At 41.9% G+C, this 23053-nt stretch carries 22 protein-coding genes; 5 read left to right on the top strand and 17 right to left on the bottom strand.

The features are described 5' to 3' along the window. Positions 1 to 154: 154 nt before the first annotated feature. The gene (locus tag VK097_RS11580) at positions 155 to 1273 is read right to left on the bottom strand and encodes an ATP-binding protein (RefSeq protein WP_324211962.1); all 1119 of its coding nucleotides are present in this window, start codon (positions 1271 to 1273) and stop codon (positions 155 to 157) included. 267 nt (positions 1274 to 1540) lie between these two features. On the opposite strand from VK097_RS11580, the gene VK097_RS11575 reads away from it, so the two are divergent. Next, on the top strand, positions 1541 to 2017 hold the full coding sequence (locus tag VK097_RS11575; protein ID WP_324211961.1) for a DUF2621 family protein: 477 nt from the start codon (positions 1541 to 1543) through the stop codon (positions 2015 to 2017). Between the two features lie 119 nt (positions 2018 to 2136). On the opposite strand, the gene VK097_RS11570 is transcribed toward VK097_RS11575, so the two are convergent. From VK097_RS11570 to VK097_RS11535, 8 genes are all read right to left on the bottom strand, one after another. Then, positions 2137 to 2601, bottom strand: coding sequence for a CcdC family protein (locus VK097_RS11570; RefSeq protein ID WP_324211960.1), 465 nt, complete (start codon positions 2599 to 2601; stop codon positions 2137 to 2139). 65 nt (positions 2602 to 2666) lie between these two features. Continuing rightward, the gene (locus tag VK097_RS11565; RefSeq protein WP_324211959.1) at positions 2667 to 3092 is read right to left on the bottom strand and encodes a Na(+)/H(+) antiporter subunit B; all 426 of its coding nucleotides are present in this window, start codon (positions 3090 to 3092) and stop codon (positions 2667 to 2669) included. Between the two features lie 94 nt (positions 3093 to 3186). Beyond that, positions 3187 to 3894 (bottom strand): cytochrome c biogenesis CcdA family protein, encoded by a 708-nt coding sequence (locus tag VK097_RS11560; RefSeq protein WP_324211958.1) that lies wholly within the window; start codon positions 3892 to 3894, stop codon positions 3187 to 3189. Between the two features lie 255 nt (positions 3895 to 4149). Continuing rightward, on the bottom strand, positions 4150 to 4371 hold the full coding sequence (locus VK097_RS11555) for a YneF family protein (protein ID WP_324211957.1): 222 nt from the start codon (positions 4369 to 4371) through the stop codon (positions 4150 to 4152). A 44-nt stretch (positions 4372 to 4415) separates the two neighbouring features. Next, positions 4416 to 4877 carry a sporulation inhibitor of replication protein SirA gene (gene sirA, locus VK097_RS11550; protein ID WP_324211956.1) on the bottom strand — a complete coding sequence of 154 codons (462 nt, stop codon included), beginning with the start codon at positions 4875 to 4877 and terminating at the stop codon, positions 4416 to 4418. Positions 4878 to 5093: 216 nt separating this feature from the next. Then, positions 5094 to 7097, bottom strand: coding sequence for a transketolase (gene tkt / locus VK097_RS11545; RefSeq protein WP_324211955.1), 2004 nt, complete (start codon positions 7095 to 7097; stop codon positions 5094 to 5096). A gap of 86 nt (positions 7098 to 7183) precedes the next feature. After that, a complete protein-coding gene (locus VK097_RS11540) occupies positions 7184 to 7417 on the bottom strand; it encodes a DUF896 domain-containing protein (protein ID WP_324211954.1) in 234 nt (77 codons plus the stop codon). 84 nt (positions 7418 to 7501) lie between these two features. Then, entirely contained in the window at positions 7502 to 8140 is a 639-nt protein-coding gene (locus VK097_RS11535) for a YneB family resolvase-like protein (protein WP_324211953.1), read from the bottom strand. A 411-nt stretch (positions 8141 to 8551) separates the two neighbouring features. On the opposite strand from VK097_RS11535, the gene lexA reads away from it, so the two are divergent. Beyond that, a complete protein-coding gene (gene lexA, locus VK097_RS11530) occupies positions 8552 to 9175 on the top strand; it encodes a transcriptional repressor LexA (RefSeq protein ID WP_324211952.1) in 624 nt (207 codons plus the stop codon). 288 nt (positions 9176 to 9463) lie between these two features. Here lexA and glnA read toward each other — a convergent pair whose 3' ends face one another. The 7 genes from glnA to VK097_RS11495 all read right to left on the bottom strand — a co-directional run bounded on the left by glnA (position 9464) and on the right by VK097_RS11495 (position 16452). Then, entirely contained in the window at positions 9464 to 10801 is a 1338-nt protein-coding gene (gene glnA / locus VK097_RS11525) for a type I glutamate--ammonia ligase (RefSeq protein ID WP_324211951.1), read from the bottom strand. A gap of 127 nt (positions 10802 to 10928) precedes the next feature. Continuing rightward, positions 10929 to 12176, bottom strand: coding sequence for a methionine gamma-lyase family protein (locus tag VK097_RS11520; RefSeq protein ID WP_324211950.1), 1248 nt, complete (start codon positions 12174 to 12176; stop codon positions 10929 to 10931). Between the two features lie 7 nt (positions 12177 to 12183). Further along, on the bottom strand, positions 12184 to 13419 hold the full coding sequence (gene hflX, locus VK097_RS11515; protein WP_324211949.1) for a GTPase HflX: 1236 nt from the start codon (positions 13417 to 13419) through the stop codon (positions 12184 to 12186). Between the two features lie 77 nt (positions 13420 to 13496). Beyond that, positions 13497 to 14420, bottom strand: coding sequence for a stage V sporulation protein K (gene spoVK / locus VK097_RS11510; protein ID WP_324211948.1), 924 nt, complete (start codon positions 14418 to 14420; stop codon positions 13497 to 13499). A 363-nt stretch (positions 14421 to 14783) separates the two neighbouring features. Further along, positions 14784 to 15008, bottom strand: coding sequence for an RNA chaperone Hfq (gene hfq, locus VK097_RS11505; RefSeq protein WP_324211947.1), 225 nt, complete (start codon positions 15006 to 15008; stop codon positions 14784 to 14786). 47 nt (positions 15009 to 15055) lie between these two features. After that, positions 15056 to 15982: a tRNA (adenosine(37)-N6)-dimethylallyltransferase MiaA gene (gene miaA / locus VK097_RS11500; RefSeq protein ID WP_324211946.1), complete on the bottom strand. Its 927-nt coding sequence runs from the start codon at positions 15980 to 15982 to the stop codon at positions 15056 to 15058. 20 nt (positions 15983 to 16002) lie between these two features. Next, positions 16003 to 16452, bottom strand: a complete 450-nt coding sequence (locus tag VK097_RS11495; RefSeq protein WP_324211945.1) for a Dps family protein — start codon at positions 16450 to 16452, stop codon at positions 16003 to 16005. An 821-nt stretch (positions 16453 to 17273) separates the two neighbouring features. Here VK097_RS11495 and VK097_RS11490 point away from each other — a divergent pair. The 3 genes from VK097_RS11490 to VK097_RS11480 all read left to right on the top strand — a co-directional run bounded on the left by VK097_RS11490 (position 17274) and on the right by VK097_RS11480 (position 22033). Further along, positions 17274 to 19268 (top strand): oxidoreductase, encoded by a 1995-nt coding sequence (locus tag VK097_RS11490; RefSeq protein WP_324211944.1) that lies wholly within the window; start codon positions 17274 to 17276, stop codon positions 19266 to 19268. 449 nt (positions 19269 to 19717) lie between these two features. Further along, positions 19718 to 21019: a glycine cleavage T C-terminal barrel domain-containing protein gene (locus tag VK097_RS11485; RefSeq protein WP_324211943.1), complete on the top strand. Its 1302-nt coding sequence runs from the start codon at positions 19718 to 19720 to the stop codon at positions 21017 to 21019. A gap of 192 nt (positions 21020 to 21211) precedes the next feature. Beyond that, the gene (locus VK097_RS11480) at positions 21212 to 22033 is read left to right on the top strand and encodes a methylenetetrahydrofolate reductase (protein ID WP_324211942.1); all 822 of its coding nucleotides are present in this window, start codon (positions 21212 to 21214) and stop codon (positions 22031 to 22033) included. An 885-nt stretch (positions 22034 to 22918) separates the two neighbouring features. Here the strand turns inward: VK097_RS11480 and VK097_RS11475 are convergent. After that, positions 22919 to 23044: an Hsp20 family protein gene (locus VK097_RS11475; RefSeq protein ID WP_324212102.1), complete on the bottom strand. Its 126-nt coding sequence runs from the start codon at positions 23042 to 23044 to the stop codon at positions 22919 to 22921. Positions 23045 to 23053 lie beyond the last annotated feature (9 nt).

The following is a 23053-nucleotide window of genomic DNA, read 5'->3' as shown; positions in this document are numbered from 1 at the left end:
AATGCCTTATCTGTCAAAAGAGGCTATAAATCTATCTTATATGAAATAATTCTATAAAACAATCGTTTCATGTCTGCTGATATATATTAATAAGTTATTAAAAGTGATAATAAAAAATTATACTTTTATAATTAGAGACGTATTAATAGTTATATCACAGAAACGGTAAAATAACTTTGAATGTGCTCCCGGTTTCTTCATTTTGCAGGATTTCAAGCTTTCCCTCATGGCGCTCAAGGATTTGCCGTGTAATCATCAGCCCAAGACCGGTTCCATTTTGTTTAGTTGTAAAAAAAGGCTCCCCCAGTTTATGTATGATTTCTTCAGGTATCCCCGGTCCTTCGTCTGAAATATCAATCGCCATCCCCTGCTTTTGCAATTGACTGCTAATCTTAATACAGCCGGGGGCATCCATTGCCTCAATAGCATTTTTCAAAATGTTAATAAACACTTGTTTAATTTGAGAGCGGTCACAATTAACATTTTGACTGGATATTTGCTTCATTTTTATTTCAATGTTTTTTAATTTGGCCTCGGGCTGCAAAAGAGTGACAACATCTTCAACCATTTCCGGTAATTTCACCATTTCTTTATGATCAGTCATTGGCTTTGAAATAAACAACAGTTCTGATGTAATATTCTCCATTTTTTCAATCTCATCAACCATAATATTATGATATGCATCTTCCCTGCTGACACCGGCTTGAAGCAGTTGCAGAAAACCTTTCAGAGACGTCAGCGGGTTACGGATTTCATGTGCAATTCCCGCGGCCAACTGTCCGGCAACCGACATTTTTTCAGATCGGATCATCATTTCTTCTGCTTCTTTTTTATCTGTGATATCTTTGGTAGAGGAAATATAATAATGATTGCCGCTTTCATCCGCAATAGCGGACACCAGGTTTTCCGTCCATATGTTTTTACCGTAAATATTCTGAACGTTAATATTGAATACTTGTTTGGCATTTTTAGTTTCATCCAAGTGATTTTCTATATATGAAACATCATTTGCAGGAATTAATTCATGCCACTTTGTGCCGAGTAGTTCTGAAACCTTATAGCCAAGTACTTGTTCTACAGCTTTCGAAACGTAAATAATTCTGCCGTGTTCATCCCATAAGGTAACAAATCCGCTCATATTCCGATCTATCCATTTAAGGATTGAGGAGGGCAGCGAGGCCATATTATAAAATTCCTGAGACTGCGGGGGAATTGTGGTATATTGTTCATTCTCACCGGTTTCTGTGGATTTTTTGCCATAGTTACTGGTCATCTTCTTCCCTCCTTGTTTCATGAATTTCCCATTTAGTAATTCATATGACAAATTTAATGAAAATATGGTACTATATTTGTAATATGATAACTTATATGAAGCTGTAATTGTGTTAAATTATAATACAATTTATGAATGATGTAAAAAATCATCAGCAAAAATGGTTACAATTTATTAAGCGTTATATGATACTATAATATCCTATTGAATTGAAAAATTAAAGGAAAAAAATACCAATATTATTATTTAGAACAAACAGGTGGTAATATGTCAATAATTGACGATATTTTAATCGTTTTATGGGGACTTTTAATGATAAGTCTCATGGGAATCGGCGGATTTTTTATGTTTCGCAAATTCCTGAAACAATTGCCAAAAGAAGACGGTAAATCAAACATGGACTGGGAAGAGTTTTATGTCGGACAAACAAGGCATATGTGGCGTGAAAAAGAAAAACAGTTGCTGGAAGAATTAGTCGAACCGGTTCCAGAGTTATTCAGGGACGTGGCAAGGCATAAAATAGTCGGTAAAATAGGGGAAGTTGCTTTAACGAAAAATATGAAAGTGATAAAACAGGATATAATAATCGAAGGCTATATCCTGGCAACGCCAAAACGGGATCATAAATTTTTAAAGAAAAAATTAAAAGAAAAAAATATTGATGCAACACCTTATAAACATTTGTTTGAACTCTCACGCAGCGGCTATGCTGAAAATTGGAAATCACGTTACCAGAAAGGATAATGCTGGAACAACTGAAATATAGCCGAATACTGATCTGTCCAACTCTTCTATGTGCAATATAAAATGGCAGCTTACCTTACACACTGGGTAGCTGCCATTTTACCTTTTAAACCGGTCTGTTATTCAAGTTTTTTTTCCATCTGTTTAAACTTATAAAGCATTGCAAGACGCCAAGAGAAAATCATCCCAAATGCCAGCAGGAAAAACATGCCGCTCATTTCTCCAAGGGAAATGGTCGATCCAATCACAAGTTTAATGATAATCCTGACCAATAACAATCCGAACAAAATGAAAACAAATGATTTTGATGGAATTAAATATATACTTCCGCCCTTTATTTCAAATTTGGACGTTTTAATCAAAAAGACAGAGAAAATTACACCGACCAAAACCGCTTCGAATACCTGGAGTAATTCCACTCGAAAAACTGGAAATAAAAACATAAATGCACCTGTACTCATAAATAATGGGGGTAATATTATTTTTTTGACGGATGCCGGTTTCTTGGATGCCTTTAATCGGATGAATATCATAGAAGTAGCCATAATAGCTGCGATTATGGTACTCGCTGCCAGCCAAAACATTAGCAATCACTCTTCCCCACACCAAATTAATCAGTTAAATATCATTTCCAAAATCGGGCTGACCATTAACGATCCTCTGCGATTGTTAAAATGATGGTGACAGTGACCCCGAGAACGGTGAAATAAACACCAAAATCAAATAACATGGCAGTAGCCAGCTCGAGTTCACCAAAAATCGGGAACTGGAAATAATCGTATGTATGTGACAAAAACGGCTGCTGAAATAAAAAGGACCCCAGCCCGGTTCCTACAGCAAGGAGCAGTCCGACAGGCACCAGCATACGATAGTTAATCGGCAAAATTTTCTCCAGTACGCCTGCACCATATGCCATATACATCAAAACGATTGCTGATGATGTCATTAAACCGCCGATGAATCCGCCGCCTGGTGAATTGTGACCGGCAAACAGTAAATAAATCGAGAAGCCCAGCAGAATAAATGCAATCAAAGATGTTGTTGTTCGAAAAATAAGGTCATTAGATTTATACATATCAGCCGATGCCCCTTTTCATGTCAATTGTCCAAAAAGTCGCTACTGGACTCAGTTTATTACAATTCAGGGTAAAAATCCAGTTCGCAAAAAGCTAAAAACCAGAAAATCCGAATAAGCCTGCTAAAAATGCCGTCAAGTCAGTCATCCAGTCAAAGTATAAGGCAATTCCCATAAAAATCATAATATAGCCGCCGATTTTGACAATCAATGAACTGTTGCGCTTGATCCACGTCAATTTTCCAATAAAAAAGGATAGTATTAAGAACGGAATCGAAAAACCCAATATATAACTGATCATCATTACCATTCCGAGCTCGGGATTCGTTGCCGCCAGTGAAATGACGATAACAAGAATAGGTCCCATACATGGGGTCCATCCCAGTGAGAATGCAAGACCAATAATAAAAGATCCGAAAAACCCTGCTGGACGGTTTTTGAACATAATCTTTCGGTCTTTCATAAGAAATTCAAAGTTAAATACGCCAACAATCACTAGGCCGAAAAACACAATAAGAATGGCTCCGATTTGCCTGATGATATCCCGATTTGACTCCAGAAATTCGGAAACAAATGAGGAACCGAAACCGAGCATGATAAAAATGAGCGAAAAGCCAATAAGAAAGAAAACCGTATGCAGCAAGCTTTGCTTTGTCAGCATTTTATTCTCATTTTTTAATTCATTAACACTCATACCTGTGATATATGAAAGAAAGGCCGGATAAAGCGGCAGTACACAGGGGGAGATGAATGACAGGAAGCCCGCTCCAAATGCTATAAAGACATTTATTTCTTCAGACATAGTAATCCTCCTACACTACTTCCTGACTATATTTTACCAGAAAATCCAAATGGCACTTATTCCGTTTTTGACAATAATCCGACATATTCAGTGATAAAAACAGCATAGAGAAATCTCCATCTTAAAACATTGGAAGTGTGTCATCGTATATAAAACGATGAACATCCCCCAAAAATCAGAAAAATACCCCTGTTATATGCCATAATTCAGGAGTATTTTCTCAAACATTTTAGTTTCTATGATGAATAATTTCAATTATTTTCCTTGTTGATTATTCATTTGGCGCATCATCTGATTGATTTTCTTCTGTGAAGGCTTTTGTCCCATTTGCATCATCAGCGTACGCAGCATTTGCTCATTAATTGGCGGGTTCTTCTTTAAATAGTTCATCATGTATTTTCGGGCGATAAAAAAACCAAGTGCAACTCCCGCAATTAATGCCAAGATTGCTATTAACACTACCCAAATCACGTCCATTAAAGCTTTCCTCCTTCATGTTGTCTCTCATACAGTATAGTAAATCAAAGATAAGAATACAATACTTGTCGAGCCTTGTCAGTTCCTTTTAACTGGAGAACCGGAGAAACCCAGCCAAAATCAAATTCCAATTCTCCTACCACGAAAAAATATGGCTGGTATGATCGTAACGCGGGAAAAAGCAAACTTTCCGCATCATGAATTATGTCACCCCGAAAGTTTATACGTTTTTGCTCGATATGTAAAGAAATATTGCGCGTTCCTTCATCAATGACCAAGAACTCTTCTTTGTTTTCGATCCTGACATTGGATGACTGATTTTTCAATATGTGTGATATAAGCAAGTTCGCAGGCATGTCCATCGTGATATACTGGAACTGCTTTTCCAGATCCTCTCTGTTTTGCTGACGGTGATAACTTTTAATAAATCGGCACAATATGTCACTGCGATAATAAAAAAAGCGTGCAAATTCTTCTTTTATCCAATAAATAGAGTAATGATTCAACAGAATTCCTCCTCCCTCGTACATACTATTATACCGTTTCATATTTAAAAGTTTGTCACACTGCGCAACAAAGAACCACTAGTTTTGTCGAACTCCAATTACATGCCATATTAGCTGCAGGTCAAGTGAAACTTTATTCAGTGGGGTTGCTGTCCTTTAAATTGGGATGAAAAAATGGCTCTTCCAATCGGAAGAGCCACCCTTTTACCAAAATATTTATTTCAGCAGTTGTTCAACACGATTTACGACATTTTCAACATTAAAGCCGTATTCCTCAACCACTTTATCCCCTTTGGCAGAGGCACCGAATCGATCAATGGCCAGAACATCGCCCTGATCGCCTATATATTTCTCCCATCCAAATGGTGATGCCATTTCGATGGCAAGTCTTTTCTTGACATCCGGCGGAATCACCTTATTCTTATAAGCATCATCCTGCTCTTTAAACCTGTCCCAGGAAGGCATGCTAACCACGTTAACTTCGATTCCTTTTTCATGCAGCGCTTCTTTAGCTTTTACAGCAAGCTGAACTTCTGAACCGGTTGCCAATAATAACGCATCCGGTGATTCCTTATCTGTTTCACTGATAACATACGCACCTTTTCGCACGCCTTCATGTGCATGCTCTTTGGTACCTTCCAATACAGGAAGCCCCTGTCTTGTCAGTACAAGTGCAGTCGGTTTATTGTTTGACTCCAATGCCAGTCTCCAGGCTTCGCGCACTTCATTGCCATCTGCAGGGCGAATGAGTGAAAGTCCAGGCATAGCTCTCAGGGATGGCAGCTGTTCAATGGGTTCATGTGTCGGTCCATCTTCACCAACAGCAATTGAATCATGGGTGAACACGTATGTCACTGGATTATTCATGATGGCTGACAGTCTTAGTGCCGGGCGCAAATAGTCGCTGAAGACAAAGAATGTTCCGGCATAAGGCTTAATACCGCCATGCAATGCCATCCCATTGACGGCAGCTGCCATTGCAAATTCACGTACACCGAACCAGATATTTTTTCCGGCATAATTGTTTCGGGAAAAGTCATCCTGGTTTTTAATCGTTGTCTTATTTGAACCTGCTAAGTCAGCACTGCCTCCAAACAGATATGGTACAGCTTTTGAGACTTCATTCAGGACCTCGCCGGATGAAGCACGGGTAGCTTTCGGATCATCATCTAAGTCATAAATGGGAAGGTTTTTCTCCCAGTTTTCCGGCAGCTCACCCCTTATAGCATGCTCTAATTCATTGCCCGCTTCCGGATATTTTTCTTTATAAGTTTCAAATAAACCGTTCCACTCTTGCTCAGCGTTTTTACCATCTTCAGCAATTTTTTCCCTGAAGTCGTCATACACTTCATCAGGTACATGAAATTCATCATGTTTCCAGCCGTAGTGTTCTTTTGTCAGTTTAACCTCATCTTCTCCCAGCGGGGCGCCATGTGAATCCGCAGAAGCTGACTTATTCGGTGATCCGTAGCCGATGACGGTTTTTACTTCGATCAGTGTCGGCTGATCGGTATTCGCTTTCGCTTCTTTGATAGCGTTGCGGATTTCACTCAAATCATTACCGTCTTCCACCCGGATAACCTGCCAGCCATATGCTTTGAAGCGTTCCTCCGTATTATCCGAAAATGCGCGGTTCAGCTCGCCATCAAGTGAAATGTCATTTGAATCATACAGTGCAATCAGCTTGCCCAATTGTAAATGACCTGCCAGTGATGCGGACTCATGAGAGATGCCCTCCATAAGGTCACCATCACTTACAAGCGCATACGTGTAATGGTCAATAATGGATATATCCTCTTTATTATAGGTTGCTGCAAGATGTGCTTCTGCCATAGCCATACCGACTGACATGGCAATGCCTTGTCCAAGCGGGCCTGTCGTTGCCTCAACCCCGTCAGTATGGTGGACTTCAGGATGGCCCGGTGTTCTGGAATCCCACTGACGGAACGACTTCAGATCATCAATGGTGACATCATAGCCTGATAAATGCAGCAGTCCATATAAAAGCATCGATCCATGACCTGCTGATAAAACGAAGCGGTCCCGGTTAAACCATTTGGAATTACCAGGGTTATGGGTCATGAAATCCGTCCATAATGTATACGCCATCGGTGCAGCGCCCATTGGGAGACCGGGATGACCGGAGCTTGCGTTTTCTACTGCATCAATTGCCAAAGTTCTGATTGTGTTAATGGATAGCTGTTCGATTGTTTCTGACAAAACGATACCCCTTTCCCTTGTTAACATTGATTCGTATCCTTTTTAATTCTATAATGAAACTGTTATTGTAACAAGTCATAACATGATTAATGTTTTTTGTTCTTATCTTGTAAATCACGCACTTTTTTCGGCGTGACATCCCTGCCTTCAGGATCCTTTACGGTCATTGACTTAAACTGATTTTTGAAAGATTTTCGGACATTCTGCAAATATTCTTCGCGGAGCTCCTTTTGTTCAGTCTGTTCCTTAACAGTTAAGCCTTCTTCTTTTGACTTTTTAGCTAATTGATTTATCCGATTAAGCTTTTCTTCTGAAATCATAGATGAAACCTCCTGAAAATCAATAAAGGCAAGAACAATATGACTGTTCCTGCCTTCTAATACTACACGTCAATTTATTCATATTCAAGTGTCGAGATATTCCTGATATCTGCGGTGCACAGTCGCTTTTGAAACAGAGTGCCCCAATCCATTCAATGTATCAGCAATTTCCCGGAAGGTGAGCTCATGCTGTCTCAACCGGACGACTTCTTCAATCGGAAATTCTTTTCGTTCTTTTCCCGGAGCCTTGTTGCGGTTTGACAGATTCTTGCTCGGATCAAATCCATTCTCAACGGCTTTCTTCATACCCCGCTTAATTTTTGCATTATGAATCTTCCGTTGATATTCCTCCACAATACTGACAATCTGCAGCAGCATTGAATCTGCTTCAGACAATTCCAGTTCGCCTTCATACAAAGACGTATAAATATTGACATCCAATTTTCGGAGTTGATGATACAAAGCAATTTTGGTATTCCCCCGCCCCAACCTCGTTTCATCCTGAATAAGCAAACAGTCCGCCCGTTCGTCAGAAAAATAATCCAGCATCCGAAAAACGCCTTCCCGGCTTATTTCATAGCCGCTCGCCTGTTCTTCAATACATTCCGCGACTGTAAAATGATAGGCACCGGCAAGCTTCATCAGTTCTTCTTTCTGCCTTTGCAATGATGTTTCCTGAATTTTTTTATCAGTACTGACCCGGCAATAAATAATTGCTCTCAATTTAATATCCCCTTATAAAGGTTGTTCAAAAGTCCGGTAAAAATGACACATCGAATTTCTTCGTTGGCTTATTGCTCCACTGCTCGAAACCGCGCCGTCTCGAACTTTCTGCCCTCTTTATCCTCCTTTTTGAACACCCACTTATATGTTATCCGCTTGTGATCATCGAAAAATATAAAAATATTAATGCAGATGTAAAAGCTACTAAATAAAATATATCAGTTTTCGTTATTCTTTCAAACATACGAACCATCCTTTCCTTTATAATGACAAGAACTTTTGTTCGGTTTTACCTATTATTATATACGAACAAATGATCTTGTCAACAGTTTTTTCGAACGAATGTTTGCTTCACTGAGATGAACATGCTATACTTACTTCAATAAATAATATGTGCGAGGTGTTTAATTGATGACGAAACTTTCAAAGCGGCAGGAAGCCATTCTCGATTATATAAAAGAGCAAGTGGGCGAAAAGGGTTATCCGCCGTCGGTCCGGGAAATCGCAGTGGCTGTGGGGCTTGCTTCCAGTTCAACCGTACACGGCCATTTGGCACGGCTGGAAAGTAAGGGGTTTATCAGACGTGACCCTACAAAACCACGGGCAATTGAAGTTTTAGATCTTTCAGAAGAAAGCAATATCCCAAGGGAAGAACCGCGATATGCGCCTGTTATCGGAAAGGTAACCGCTGGCATTCCAATTACCGCCGTGGAAAATATTGAAGAATTTGTTCCTTTGCCAAGTTCGGTAACAGGTACTGATGAGAATCTGTTTGTACTCGTTATTGAGGGAGAAAGCATGATTGAAGCAGGTATATTGGACGGGGATATGGTCATCGTTAAGCAGCAGACTACAGCACAAAATGGTGATATCGTAGTCGGTATGACCGATGAAGATGAAGCCACTGTAAAGCGATTCTTTAAAGAAAAAGACCACATTCGCCTCCAGCCTGAAAACGCAACGTTGGAGCCGCTTATCTATCAAAATGTGACCATTTTGGGCAAAGTAGTCGGTTTGTATCGTAATGTTGAATAGAACAGTAATAAAAACTTAACTGCTTTATAGACCATATTTTATTACTGTAGTTTTATTCAGTTATTGCAGCTATATAATATTCATTCAGTGGGATACTTTTTTCCCCACTGCATGTTAGTTGAAGGAATCGGACTTTACGGGCAGCTAATCCCCCACTTATCTTTCCTGGCTTCCTTGAAATATTGAAGTGAGGGTCTTCCTGCCCGTTAAGGCAGAATAAAACAAGGCTTGGCCATCACAGCAACATGATGCCAAGCCTTGTTTTTAATGTAAATAACATTTGGAATTTTAATAGGTTGTCAAATACTGCTCCCTCTCCCATGGATGAACAGTCGTACGGAACATATCCCATTCAATCGTTTTTGCTTCAACGAAATGTTCATATAAGTGTTCGCCCAGTGCTTCAACAACCGTCTCATCTTTCTGCATTTCCAACAAAGCGTCCTTAAGTGTTTCAGGCAAACTCTTGACACCATTCGCTTCACGCTCTTTTTTGTCCATATCGTATATGTTCTGATCAACTGATTCAGGCGGTGTTAATTTGTTTTCAACACCATCCAGTCCGCTTGCAAGCAACACTGACATCGCCATATATGGATTGGCGGCAGGATCAACACTTCGCACTTCAATACGGGTGCTTAAACCGCGGGAGTACGGAATGCGGACAAGCGGACTCCTGTTTGTGCCGGACCACGCTACATAACATGGCGCCTCATAGCCTGGAACCAGTCGTTTATACGAATTAACCGTCGGATTCGTAACTGCTGTGAAGTTTGTGGCATGTTTAATTACCCCGGCAGTGAACTGATAAGCAACATCGCTTAATTGCATTTCCCCATCTTTATCAAAAAACGCATTTTCGCCATTCCTGAATAAAGACATATTGACATGCATTCCGGAACCATTGACCCCGAAGAGCGGTTTTGGCATAAAGGTCGCATGCAGGTTATGTTTTCTTGCAATTGTCCTGACGACCAATTTAAATGTTTGAATATCATCGGCATGTTTAACAGCATCTGAATACTTAAAATCAATTTCGTGCTGACCTGGTGCACCTTCGTGATGTGATGCTTCAATTTCAAAACCCATTTCTTCCAGTTCCAGAACAATATCCCGCCGGCAGTTTTCACCCAGATCTGTTGGTGCCAGATCAAAATAGCCGCCGCGATCATTCAGTTCCAATGAAGGCTGGCCCTTCTCATCCAGTTTGAACAGAAAGAATTCCGGTTCTGTACCTATATTGAACGCATCAAAACCGAGCTCTTCCATTTTCTGAAGCTTTCGTTTTAAATTGTAACGCGGGCATCCCGCAAATGGGGTCCCATCAGGATTATATATATCACAAATAAACCGGGCCACTTTCCCTTTTTCCGAGGTCCATGGAAATACCACAAATGAATCCAGATCAGGATGCAGGTACATGTCGGATTCCTCAATACGGACAAACCCTTCTATGGATGAGCCATCGAACATCATTTTATTGTCCAAAGCTTTATCCAATTGACTGAGCGGAATCTCAACATTTTTGATATTTCCAAGCATGTCGGTAAATTGAAGCCGGATAAATCGGACATTTTCTTCCTCGATTCGTTTCATGATTTGTGCTCTCGTTAAGCCTGATGCCATTTAATTTCCTCCTAAGTCATTTTTAACAGCATATCAATCGACCACCATAAACCTTATTCCTTTATATTAGAGACATCGGAACGCTATGTAAAGTTATAACACTAACGTAAATTTTTCAGACCTGCTCTCAGTCGGTTAAAAATATTAATTCTTTCTCAACTAAATGATTAACTGCTGATTCAAGCGCAATTTTCACATGAGCATATGTTAACCCCCCTTGCACAAATGCTGTATATGGTTCCCTGATCGGGCCGTCTGCAGTCAATTCAAGACTCGCACCTTGTATAAACGTACCAGCCGCCATAATGACCTCATCCTGATAACCGGGCATTCCGCTCGGGTACGGGGTAACAAAGGCGTTAACCGGTGAATTTTGCTGGATCGCTTGGCAAAATGCAACCATGTTCTCCGCATTGTTAAAAGTAACCGTCTGAATCAGATCTGTACGAAACGTTTCATAACCCGGGCTTGTCCGAAAGCCTGCCAATTCTAAAAATCTCGCCGTCAAGACAGCACCTTTTAAAGCTTCCCCAACAATGTTCGGTGCCATAAAAAGACCCTGAAACATCTCCTGTAAGGTGTTAAATGTTGCACCAGTTTCCTTTCCAAGTCCTGGTGCTGTCAGGCGATTGGCACATTGTTCTACATACGATTCTTTCCCGGCAATATATCCGCCCGCACGGACAAGTCCGCCTCCCGGGTTTTTAATCAGCGACCCTGCGATAACATCTGCACCTGCATGCAGTGGTTCGCGTTCCTCAGCGAACTCGCCATAGCAATTATCAACGAATATAATCGCGTGTTCATTTATCGATTTGACAAAGCGGACCATTTCTTCAATTTCGCTGATTGTAAAAGACGGTCTGTCGTCATAACCTTTTGAACGCTGAACGCCAATTACTTTCGTTTTTGGAGACAGTTTTCGCCTGACTCCGGGATAGTCAACTGAGCCGTCATCCAGTAAATCGACCTGATTATATGTAATATGAAAATCGGCTAATGAGCCACTATGCTGACCGTTTATGCCAATAACCGTTTCTAATGTGTCGTAAGGTTTACCGGTAATATACAACAATTCCTCGCCCGGCCGCAAAAGGCCGAACAGAGCGGTTGATATGGCATGAGTCCCGGAAACGATCTGCGGTCTGACGAGCGCATCTTCCCCTCCGAACACATCAGCATAGACTCTTTCCAATGTTTCCCGGCCCAAATCATCATATCCATAACCAGTGGTCGAATAAAAATGAGTATCACTGACACGGTTGGATTTGAAAGCATCAAGCACCCGCCTCTGACTCATTTCGGTTACCGCTGAGATATTTGCGTGCTGCTGTTTACAGTCATGTTCTGCCTGTGTTATTAAATTTTTCAACATCAATAACTTAATGCTCCTTTAATAAGCTTTTCAGAGGATGACTTTGCCGGATATACCCACTGATAGAGTATACATTTGCATTTTCCCGAAAAAAACGCTCTGTGACGATTGTTTCCTGATCCAATCGGTACAGCAATTTTCCCTGGTCGGGATTTAAATTCACGGTATACCAGTCCCATTCATCCTTCAATGTTTCCTCCAGCTTCCTCAGCAGCCGGTGGATGTCTGACGGTTCAAGTGCGCTAATGAAAATATTGGGATGATGCATCGGAATAAAATCCTCATCAATAAGATCTTTTTTATTATACACCATCAGCTTCGGTATAATATCAGCATCCAGATCGTGAAGTAAGTTGTTCACTGTCTTTTGCTGCTGTTCTAAATCGGGATTTGCTGCATCAACCACATGCAGGATGAAATCTGCCTCGGTCACTTCTTCCAGCGTTGACCTGAATGCGGCAATCAATGATGTTGGCAGGTCTTGAATAAATCCTACCGTATCTGTTACCAAAGTCTGAAAACCTGATGGCAGCTGGATTCTGCGTGTCAAAGGATCCAGTGTGGCAAATAATTGATTCTCGACCAGCGCATCGCTTTGTGTCAGCTGATTAAATAAAGTCGATTTTCCAGCATTTGTATAACCTACAATAGCTACCTGAAAAACGTCGTTTATTTTTCGGCGCCTGCGGTATTGTTCCCGCTGCCTGACGACTTGTTTTAACTTTCTTTTAATATCATCAATCCGGCTTCTTATATGGCGTTGGTCCGTTTCGAGCTTTGTCTCCCCCGGTCCCCGTGTTCCTATTCCTGCCCCCAGACGTGACATTTCCTCACCTCGTCCGCGGAGTCTTGGCAAGGTGTACTCCAGCTGGGCGAGCTCAACCTGCAATTTACCTTCTTTTGTCCGAGCACGCTTAGCGAAAATATCCAAAATTAACTGACTTCGGTCAATGACTTGAATGCCAATGTGATCAGTCAGATTACGCAATTGTCCCGGTGATAGCTCATCGTTTGAGATAACTAAATCAGCATCCATTTCCTCTGCTGTCTCCCGTATCTCATCCATTTTTCCTTCGCCGATATAAAAGGCAGGGTGAATTCGCTGCCGATTTTGGGTGATCACTTTATCAACAGAACCCCCTGCCGTTTTAGAAAGCGACTTAAGTTCGTCAAGTGAAGATTCAAAACGCATATCATTATCTCCGGGCATTTTTACAGCTATTGCTATTATCCTTTCCTGCATGTCAAAACCTCTTCTCTAACCAATTGGTGTATCCAATATTTATCATAGCAAAGAACAATTCTCACTACAATTCGACTTCATTCAATGTCAAGACACAAGTCCTCGGCGGTTAAGTAAATCAGATCGTTAACTGAAAATGTCTCCTTCGTTAATAATCTCATTGCATGAAGTCTGATGGATTGCTCAACAACATTACGAATGTACCGTGCATTAGAAAAATTGTACTGCGTTTGGCGTTTCACTTTATATAAATGTGTCCGCAGCTTCCATTCGGCTTCTTTTGTCAGCTCATATTCCCTGCTCTGGACCATTTGTTCCGAAATCTTTATGAGCTGGGTTGTATCATAATCCTGAAAATCCAATATAAACGGAAATCTGGATTTCAAACCGGGATTCAGCGTCAAAAAACGCTCCATTTCAAATGGATAACCGGCCAATATCAATACAAAATCATTATGATTGTCTTCCATATGTTTTACCAAAGCATCAATTGCCTCTTTGCCAAAATCCTTTTCGCCGCCTCGGGCCAGGGAGTATGCTTCATCGATAAACAAAACGCCTCCCATCGCCTTCTGGATAATGGTCCGGGTTTTTTGTGCTGTTTGCCCAATGTATTCGCCAACCAGATCGGCCCGCTCCGCTTCAATGAAATGTCCTTTCGAAAGCAGATTCATCTCAAAATACATCCTGGCCAGTTTTCGGGCAACCGTCGTTTTTCCGGTTCCGGGGTTGCCTTTAAATAACATATGAAGCACTTGTCTTGTACCGGACAGTCCGATTTCTTTCCGTTTTTCATTAATGACAATCGTGGCATATATTTCCTTTATGGTCTGCTTTAATCGTTTCATGCCGATGAACGAGGAAAATTCTGCATCAATATGCGAAAAGGTATTACTTTCAGTTGAGTTCTGTTTGTCTTTATCAGTTGTTGCATCGCGGTGATTATCCTGCAGTATAATATTAATTTGACCATTTTTATTTCGATGTTTTTGCGTTTCCACATGATCACTCCTTCGTCACGATAGCATACGTGCCGAAAGAGTGAGATGTGACAAACGCCCATTTTAGTGAAACTTCATTCAGTGGACTTGCAAGATAATGATTCAAACAGACAAGAGGCTGGGGCAAAAGTATTGAATCAAAGACAAATCCGAACTATGATTCAAAATTCGTGAGTTAGATTTCGAATCAGTTCGGATTTGTCTTTTTATAGTATAATGGGTTTCCACCAAAACAGCGAAGTATTTTTCCGCAGCGATGTGTAAGACTTACCTAAACATTACACTAAAGTATTTTGGTTATTATCATTCATCTTTAATGATGAACGTTTTAGTGATGTCCCAGCCCAAATTAAACCTTTATGATTATTCTTTCTCTAGTGAGATATTTTTTACCGGGGCAAATGTGGAGATAGCGTGTTTGAAAAGCAGCTGCTGTCTCCCGTCTGTTTCAATTAATACCGTAAAATTATCAAATGCCTTAACGACCCCTCGCAGCTGAAAACCGTTAGTCAGAAATACTGTTACCGAAACATGATCCTTTCTGAGTTTATTTAAATATTGATCCTGAATGTTTACCGACTGTGCCATTCTATTTCCTCCTCTTTTCTATCTGTATTTAAATACTTCTATATATTTTACAACTTTCCTGCTAAGTCAGTTAAAATATTTCTAAATATTTCTTCGCTTGATTCGGGCGTCACCGTATACCAATTGACATTCATTTTATTTTTAAACCACGTATACTGCCGTTTTGCATAGCGTCTGGAATTCCGTTTCAGAAGATTTACCGTATCTTCAAATGACTGCTCACCTTTAAAATAAGATATAAACTCTTTGTACCCGATTCCGCGCATCGCCTGATGATTTTCATAGCCTTGTTCATACAGAGCTTTGACCTCATTCAAAAGTCCTTCTTCCAGCATACGGTCGACTCGCTCATTTATTCGTTCGTACAAAAGATTACGGTCCATTTCCAAACCTATAAAAACAGGGTGATACGGCGAATTCTCTGATTGGCTTTTTTGGTATTCAGACATCGTAATCCCGGTTGTTTCATAGATTTCCAACGCGCGGATAAGGCGTCTGTGATTATTCGGGTGAATTTTCGCAGCCTGATCCGGATCTATCTCTTTCAAACGTCTATGCATGACAGCAGATCCTTGGTCATTAAGCTCGCTTTCCAACTGTTTGGTTACGTTTTCGTCCCGTCTCTGATTGGAAAAATGGTAATCATATAGGGCGGCCTGGATATATAGACCGCTTCCACCGGCAATAATCGGCAATTTTCCACGTGAATCTATTTTATCTATGTAGTGCTGGACAAATTTTTGATAATCAGCAACCGAAAAGGGTTCTTCGGGATTTTTAATATCAATCATATAATGGGGAACCCCATGTTTCTCCTCCTCTGACACTTTTGCAGTACCAATGTCCAGACCTTTGTATACTTGCATGGAATCCCCGCTGATGACCTCTCCGTTGAAATGGCTGGCAATGTCAATGCTCAGCCGCGTTTTTCCTACAGCAGTTGGTCCTACAATTGATATGATTTTCTGTTTCATCAGCATTCCCCTATATATCTTTATTCATACGCGCGATAAGCATGCAGCATCCAGATGTATTTTTCCAGTTTGCTTTGCAGGGTTACAAGCAAATCGACTGTCGGTTCATCATGTAAGTCATCGGCAAGAGGAATCCCTTCCTCTTTTATTTCAGTTATCATCTGTCGATAATCCTCAACCAATTGTGCTGTTATTTCATCTTCTTTATCATCAGCCGTTGCTTCCACGAGCGTTGTTTCTTTCATATATTTCGTCATCGTTGCCAGTGGCTTGCCGTCAATCATCAACACTCTTTCCGCAATTTCATCCAGGTCTTCAGCCATGGTGTTATACATGTCTTCGAATACGTTATGTAATTGAAAGAAATGTCTTCCCTGGATAAACCAGTGATAACGGTGAAGTTTTACATACATGACAAAATAATTGGATAACAGCTGATTTAAAGAATTGATCAGTTTTTGATTATCCACAGGCAGCACCTCACAATCTTTTTCAGTAGTTTCTGCGAGGCGTGCCAAATTTATACATGACCCGTTTAATCATGACTGATTTTGCCGATTTTTAGCATTTGTTTATTCTCAAATTATATCTTATATAATAACGTAACTCAATCATTATTTGCGAACATTTGTTTTTGATTGGCCAAATTGTGGTCATTTCTGTGATCAACCAGAATTGCTTCCTGCTTAAACTGGACAACCTTCCAGCAGATAAATAAGTCCAGGTCCGCTGCAGCTGCAAAATTGTTCCGTCAGATTTGCCTCCTATTTTTTATCCAGTTTTTGGTATGACACGACTAATATATGAGATTTCATATAACGATAACATCAAAACTTATCATAGCCGGCGTTTCTCACTGGGGTCAAATGACAAAAACAGCCGAGAAAGACCGACTTTTCTGTCAGCTTCTGGACAAATTCTCATATGGGCGGATGTAGTATTTCAGCTTTGTACAGCTGGTCTGCCCCGCAGCCAGTGGGAATCAATCTACCATTACGTCAACCAACGCACCGCTCTTCCCTCTGTATTTATTAATTTAGATTTTGCTTAAAACAACAATCAAAAAATATTTTAAAAAATATCTTGACATCAATATGGGTTTCTAATAATATTTCGTTAAATAAAGTATTAAATTTTGAAAACATTGTGATAAGTTGCCGCGCAGAATTTAAAAATAATCAAGCGGCAACCAGTTTTCAGGATATAATGTAAGCGCTTTCCGTTCCGCCAATGGGAAAAATCTTTCCGAAATGTTTGCTCAGAAGCCAATTTTCCAAGGGAGGTAAAATCGATGACTACGGATCACTCAACAAGCGTAAGAAGGGATTTTCAGAATTTGTTCAGCCCCTTCCGGATTGGTTGCCGCGAAGTGAAAAACCGGATAGTATCAACCGCTCATGCGCCGGGGTTTGATTCAGGTTTGTTAAACAAACGCCATGTTGACTACCTTGAACGTAAGGCAGCTGGCGGCGCCGGTTTGATTATGGCCTTTGGTTCGGCAAGTGTGTACAAATATTCTTCAGCCTCGTATGGTTCAGTCAGCTTATGGGACCCTGAAAACGAATCATTATTAGAAGACCTTGCAGATAAAGTGCATGCTCACGGCGGGTTGATTATGTCTCAAGCCACCCACATGGGCAGACGAGGAGATTCCTCGATTAGCGGCCGTCCTTTACAAGCGCCATCTGCTATTTCAGAAGGGGTCCATCGTGAAACACCACATGTTTTGCGTATTGAAGAAATACCGCCGGTTATCGATGCCTTTGCTGATGCTGCAGCAAGGCTGGAACGATGCGGCTGGGATGGGATTGAGATCACTTCTTTCTCGGGGCATTTGATTGAACAATTCTGGAGCCCAGCCATCAACAAGCGGACAGACCGCTATGGAGGTGACTTGACCGGACGCATGCGTTTTTCCGAAGAGGTGATTGAAGCAGTTGCTGAGGCCGTATCCGATGATTTTATTATTGGTTTTAGAATGACTGGCGATCCTGTTACGGACGATCTGGGTCTTGACCAGGATGACATGCTCGAGATTGCCGAGAGACTTGATCGTTTGGGCCACATTGACCTATTTCATATTTCTGGCGGAAATGCTGCAACCTATGCTGCCCAATCAGCGGTTGTTCCAGGTGATACCTTTGCTCGCAGTACGTTTAACCACGCGGCACATAGAATGAAAGAAAATCTATCAGCCCCGGTATTGGTTGCCGGACGAATCCTCGAGCCCGAGCAGGCGGAAGAGGCCCTGGTCAATGAAGATTGTGATTTAGTAGGTATGACCCGGGCCATTATCGCAGATCCGGAGTTACCTCAAAAAACAATGGCAGGAGAACTGTCTCAAATCCGCCCGTGCAACGCTTGTACGGAAGGATGCATTGGCAGATTGTATATGGGCATGCCCATCATTTGCACCGTTAATCCTGCCATCGGCGACAGTTCTTTAGAAAATTTCGAGCCGGCTGATTATACGCGGCGCGTACTCATCGTTGGCGGCGGACCTGCAGGGATGGAGGCTGCACGTGTGGCTGTTGCACGCGGGCATGACGTCATGCTTTTGGAGCGCGGCGATAGGCTTGGAGGACAAATGACAGCCGCTGTAGCCGCTCCCGAACGACCGCACTATGGCAGACACATAGAGTGGCTTAAAAAGGAACTCGAGCGGCTAAATGTTGATGTACGGCTCAAAACGGCAGTGACGCCTGACAGTCTAATCGAACTGGATCCCGATAAGGTTGTGCTTGCAACAGGATCCTATCCGGACATTCTCACTGCAGCCGGCGACGTCACAGCGCGTTGTGTGACAGATATTGCAATTCTTGAACAAGACGTATCCATTGAAAAAGATGAGCGGGTTATGGTCTATGATCGTGAGGGAAAGTTTCGCGGAGCCAGTATAGCCAATTTCGCCGCAAATGCCGGTGCCTCTCAGGTTGAATTAGTCACACCGTTGTGGTCTGTCTGTGAAGATCTTGACGCCATGCAAAAACCGGAGTTGTATCGTCTGCTTGCTGAAAATCAAGTTGTCCTCTCCCCAAATCAACAGCTTGCAGGACAAAAGGATGGTTACCTCCTTTTAAATGACGTCTGGTCCGGAAACAAACGGCTGGCAGATGAGGCTGATCTGGTGGTATTCGTTGGGTATCAAACGGCAGAAGATGCACTTTACGAGCAAATGAAACAGGCAGATCCCCAGCTTAATGTTCAAATAATCGGTGACGCGATTGCACCAAGGCGTCTAAGCGATGCCATATCCGAGGGCGTCCGGATCGGCAGCATACTTTAATGAAATATTGTGATGCACGGACATCATAGTCATCAAGCAAATGACGCTGTCAGTAGCTCTATCAAACGTTCAATTGCTAAAAATTTTTTGGAAAAATCTGAATAGACACACCGTATAGGCGTCCAAAAAATCCTTGAATGGGCTGCTCAAAACGAGTTATATTATCATAACATATAATGTAAGCGCTTCATTAATCAATTGTTTTCAGTTCAGAAGTAAGGCAATTAACATATAAAGGGGGTATGATACGCAAGTCAGTTGATAAGGACTGACATCAATATTTTACACGAGGCGATTGTGGGTGGTCCGGGTTGTTACCAAGTCTCTGATAGATCGAACGTTTGGGATTTCGGCGGCAAGTGCCGGATTCAAATGCCGATCATCAACAGTAAAGTACCTTTTACGAAAATGGGAATTATATTCCTTTAAAACAAAAGGAGGCAATCGGTTTGTCTATTGAAGGAAAACCTCTATCAGAGTTTAAAACGTCTAACGATCTCGAGGAAGCGGGCGTGCAAAGACACGTTCCGGTCAATTTGCGTCAAAGCGGGGATAACGGCTCACGCATGCTTATATCGCAAAGAGTGCGCAAGTCCCCATTCTGGCACCTTTCCGAAGAATCCGGGTCATGGTGCTATTCGGTTTACAACAACATGTACCACCCGCGTGCCTATATTCCGATGGAGGAGGGCGGTCTCCTCAAGGAATACGAATATCTCACCGAACACGTCACACTTTGGAATGTCGCGGTAGAGCGGCAGATCCAGGTGAAAGGCCCCGATGCCCCGAGGCTGGTGGACTTGGCAATTACGCGTTCGGTCGAGAAAGTCAAGACAGGAAAAGCCCGCTACGTTATTTTATGCAATAACGAAGGCGGCATCATCAATGATCCGGTTCTCCTCCGTCCGTATAAGGATGAGTTTTGGTTCTCTTTATCCGACAGCGACGTGTCGCTGTGGCTACAGGCACTTAAAATCATGAACAACTTTGATTGTACAGTACGCGAAATCGATGTGGCTCCCGTACAAATTCAAGGACCAAAATCAACATCACTCATGGTCGATTTATTTGGCGAGCGCATTCATGACGTTCCTTACTACGGGCTGATGGAAGGGGAAGTGAACGATTGTCCCGTCATTGTGTCCCGCACGGGTTTCTCGGGTGAAGCAGGCTTTGAGATTTATCTCTATAATGCCAGCATCAATGCCGAACAGTTCTGGTATCCTCTCCTCGAGGCGGGTAAACCATACAATCTAAAAGTGATTGCTCCAGGCCATATCCGGCGGCTTGAAGCGGGAATCCTTTCCTATGGACAGGATATGGACCAGGAGACCAACCCATACCAAGTGGGCTTAGGGTGGCAAGTGGACCTGACTAAATCCCAATTTATCGGCAAAGAAGCCCTAACCCGCATTAAAAACGAAGGTGTCACTAAAAAACTCGTCGGGCTGAAATTCGGCGGCAAAAAGATCGACTGGTACCCGGCCGATTTCTATATGGTTTACGCGGAAAACGGTACGAAGCTGATTGGCTATGTCACCTCTGCCTTCTATTCGCCAAATCAGGGGTGCAACATTGGTTACGCAATGCTGCCCAATTTGTTCAGTATGATTGGAACCCAGCTTGAGGTATTCCTGCCCGAACCATATGCCAGCGGGCGTGTTCCGGCGGAGGTTGCGCAAACGCCGTTCAAGACTTCTGAAAACCCCGGGACGGGATATACCCAGACCGGCCGAAAGCTTGAGACGTGATAATACGCGATGCAGCGGGTCTGTTTACAAACAGGCCCGCTGCACAGATATTTCGCTATTGAGAATTGAATCTCTTTAAAGGCACTTTAGCCACTGATCGTTAGAGGACTTCACAAAATCATGACGGCCCTATTACAGGTGTCATGTAGCTTGCCTTACAATGATCATATTTAAAAGAAAGTAGGGATGAACATGATGGATCAGCAATCTTCAGCGGCTCTGTTCAATCAAACGGGGGGGCCCCGCTTTGAACTCATACCCGCTAAGGGCATCGTTGAACGGGCCACAGCGTCCCTCCCTTCCCATGCCACGTTGACAATCACCTGCTCACCGACAAATGGTATCGACGCTACGATTGATAAATCAATCGCTTTAGCGCCTCATTTCGCTCAGGTTATTCCCCATATTGCAGCGCGGATGATCCGAAGTAAAGAACATCTTACCACAGTTCTTGATCGTCTCGCTGAGAATGATTTGAACGAAATATTTATCGTTGGAGGCGATCAGGAAAAACCACTGGGCCCGTATCATCATGGCCTTGACTTATTGCAGTCCTTGGCCACACACGAAAACGGGCCGCATCGGATCGGTATTCCTGCGTATCCCGAAGGGCACCCGCATATCGATACAGACACACTCAATCAGGATTTTGCAGCAAAAGCCCCCCTTGCACATTACGCCGTAACACAAATGTGTTTTGATTCCGGGCAGGTCCTTGCCTGGCTGCAGCAGCAGCGCGCATCCGGTCTGCAGCTGCCGTGCTATCTGGGCCTACCAGGTCCCGTGAAATTGGACAAATTGCTTCGCATCGCACCCCGTATTGGTGTCACTGATTCACTCCGCTTCCTCAGAAAAAACCTGAAATTATCGAGTAGACTGATGCGCGGCTATGATCCCGGCACTTTGGTGAACGCCTACACCCCGTACTTAAATGAATCAGACTTTTGTATCGCAGGCTTTCACATTTACACGTTTAACGAACTAGACACCCTTAAAAAAGCGGGAGGTGTATAACCATACCACCTCCGCTTTGTTTATTACATGACCCGTTTAATTGTTACCATTTTTGCCTATTTTTGATATGTTGTTCTCCATGAAATTATATAACAAATTATGATATACCACAATTAACACCTTGCAAACGTTTGTTCTCAATTGTTTAATGTGTGGTCATTTGCGTGGTCACTATATTTGTTGTGGTCATTAGAAAAAGCAAGCATGGTGACTATAATATAAGACTCTAGAATCACACATAAAAATTAACCCCTAAAGAGTTAACCAATGGTAACTTCCGTGACATCATCATTGGAAGTTACCATTTTATGTTTATAATCAACCATTAAAAATTTCCTCTTGATGTGAGGGTTCACAGCTTAGGAGGCCTTGACGAGACATTTTGCAATGTTCTATAACATTTCAGAGTGCATATACATCACCGTTTCAAATAAATAATGCTTCTCTTTATTTTTGTTGCATTTTAGTTTATTGCGATATATTCGTTACCATTCTTGTGACCAATCACACAAATACCAAAATACAGGAATAAGTGCGTTAAGTCCGGGTTATTAAGTTTGTCTTTTATATCTTGCAAATATTAATTGTACCAATAATAAGCATTGTTGGCCTATCTATGTTATTTATAAACTCATTGAACAGGCACTTTTAGGTAACAAAAACTTAAATAGCATATATACAAACATGTATAATCCGTTGAATTTTCGTGGGCAACGTTGACAGATTGTGGACAAGACCAAAACCACTACCCAACGAGTTAGCCGGGTAGTGATTTGTTTTTCCCTCCCCCTAATGGCTTCATTTATTCCATTAAAGCGCCTGATTGATGAAAAATTCCAAAAGAAAAACCCTACAGTAATGCGTAGGGTTTTTCTAATGCAGTCATTATTCAATTTCAATTTTGCGTGAATTGTCTTTTATGGCTTGTTCATCTTTACCTATCGTGATTTTTAACAATCCATCTTCTAATTTTGCCTTCACATCATCTGGTTTAGCATTTGCTAAAAACAATGACCGCTG

Source organism: Lentibacillus sp. (assembly GCF_035301675.1).
Taxonomy (GTDB): domain Bacteria; phylum Bacillota; class Bacilli; order Bacillales; family Amphibacillaceae; genus Lentibacillus.
Note: the sequence above shows the minus strand (reverse complement) of the source record. Positions and strands in the feature narration are given on the sequence as shown.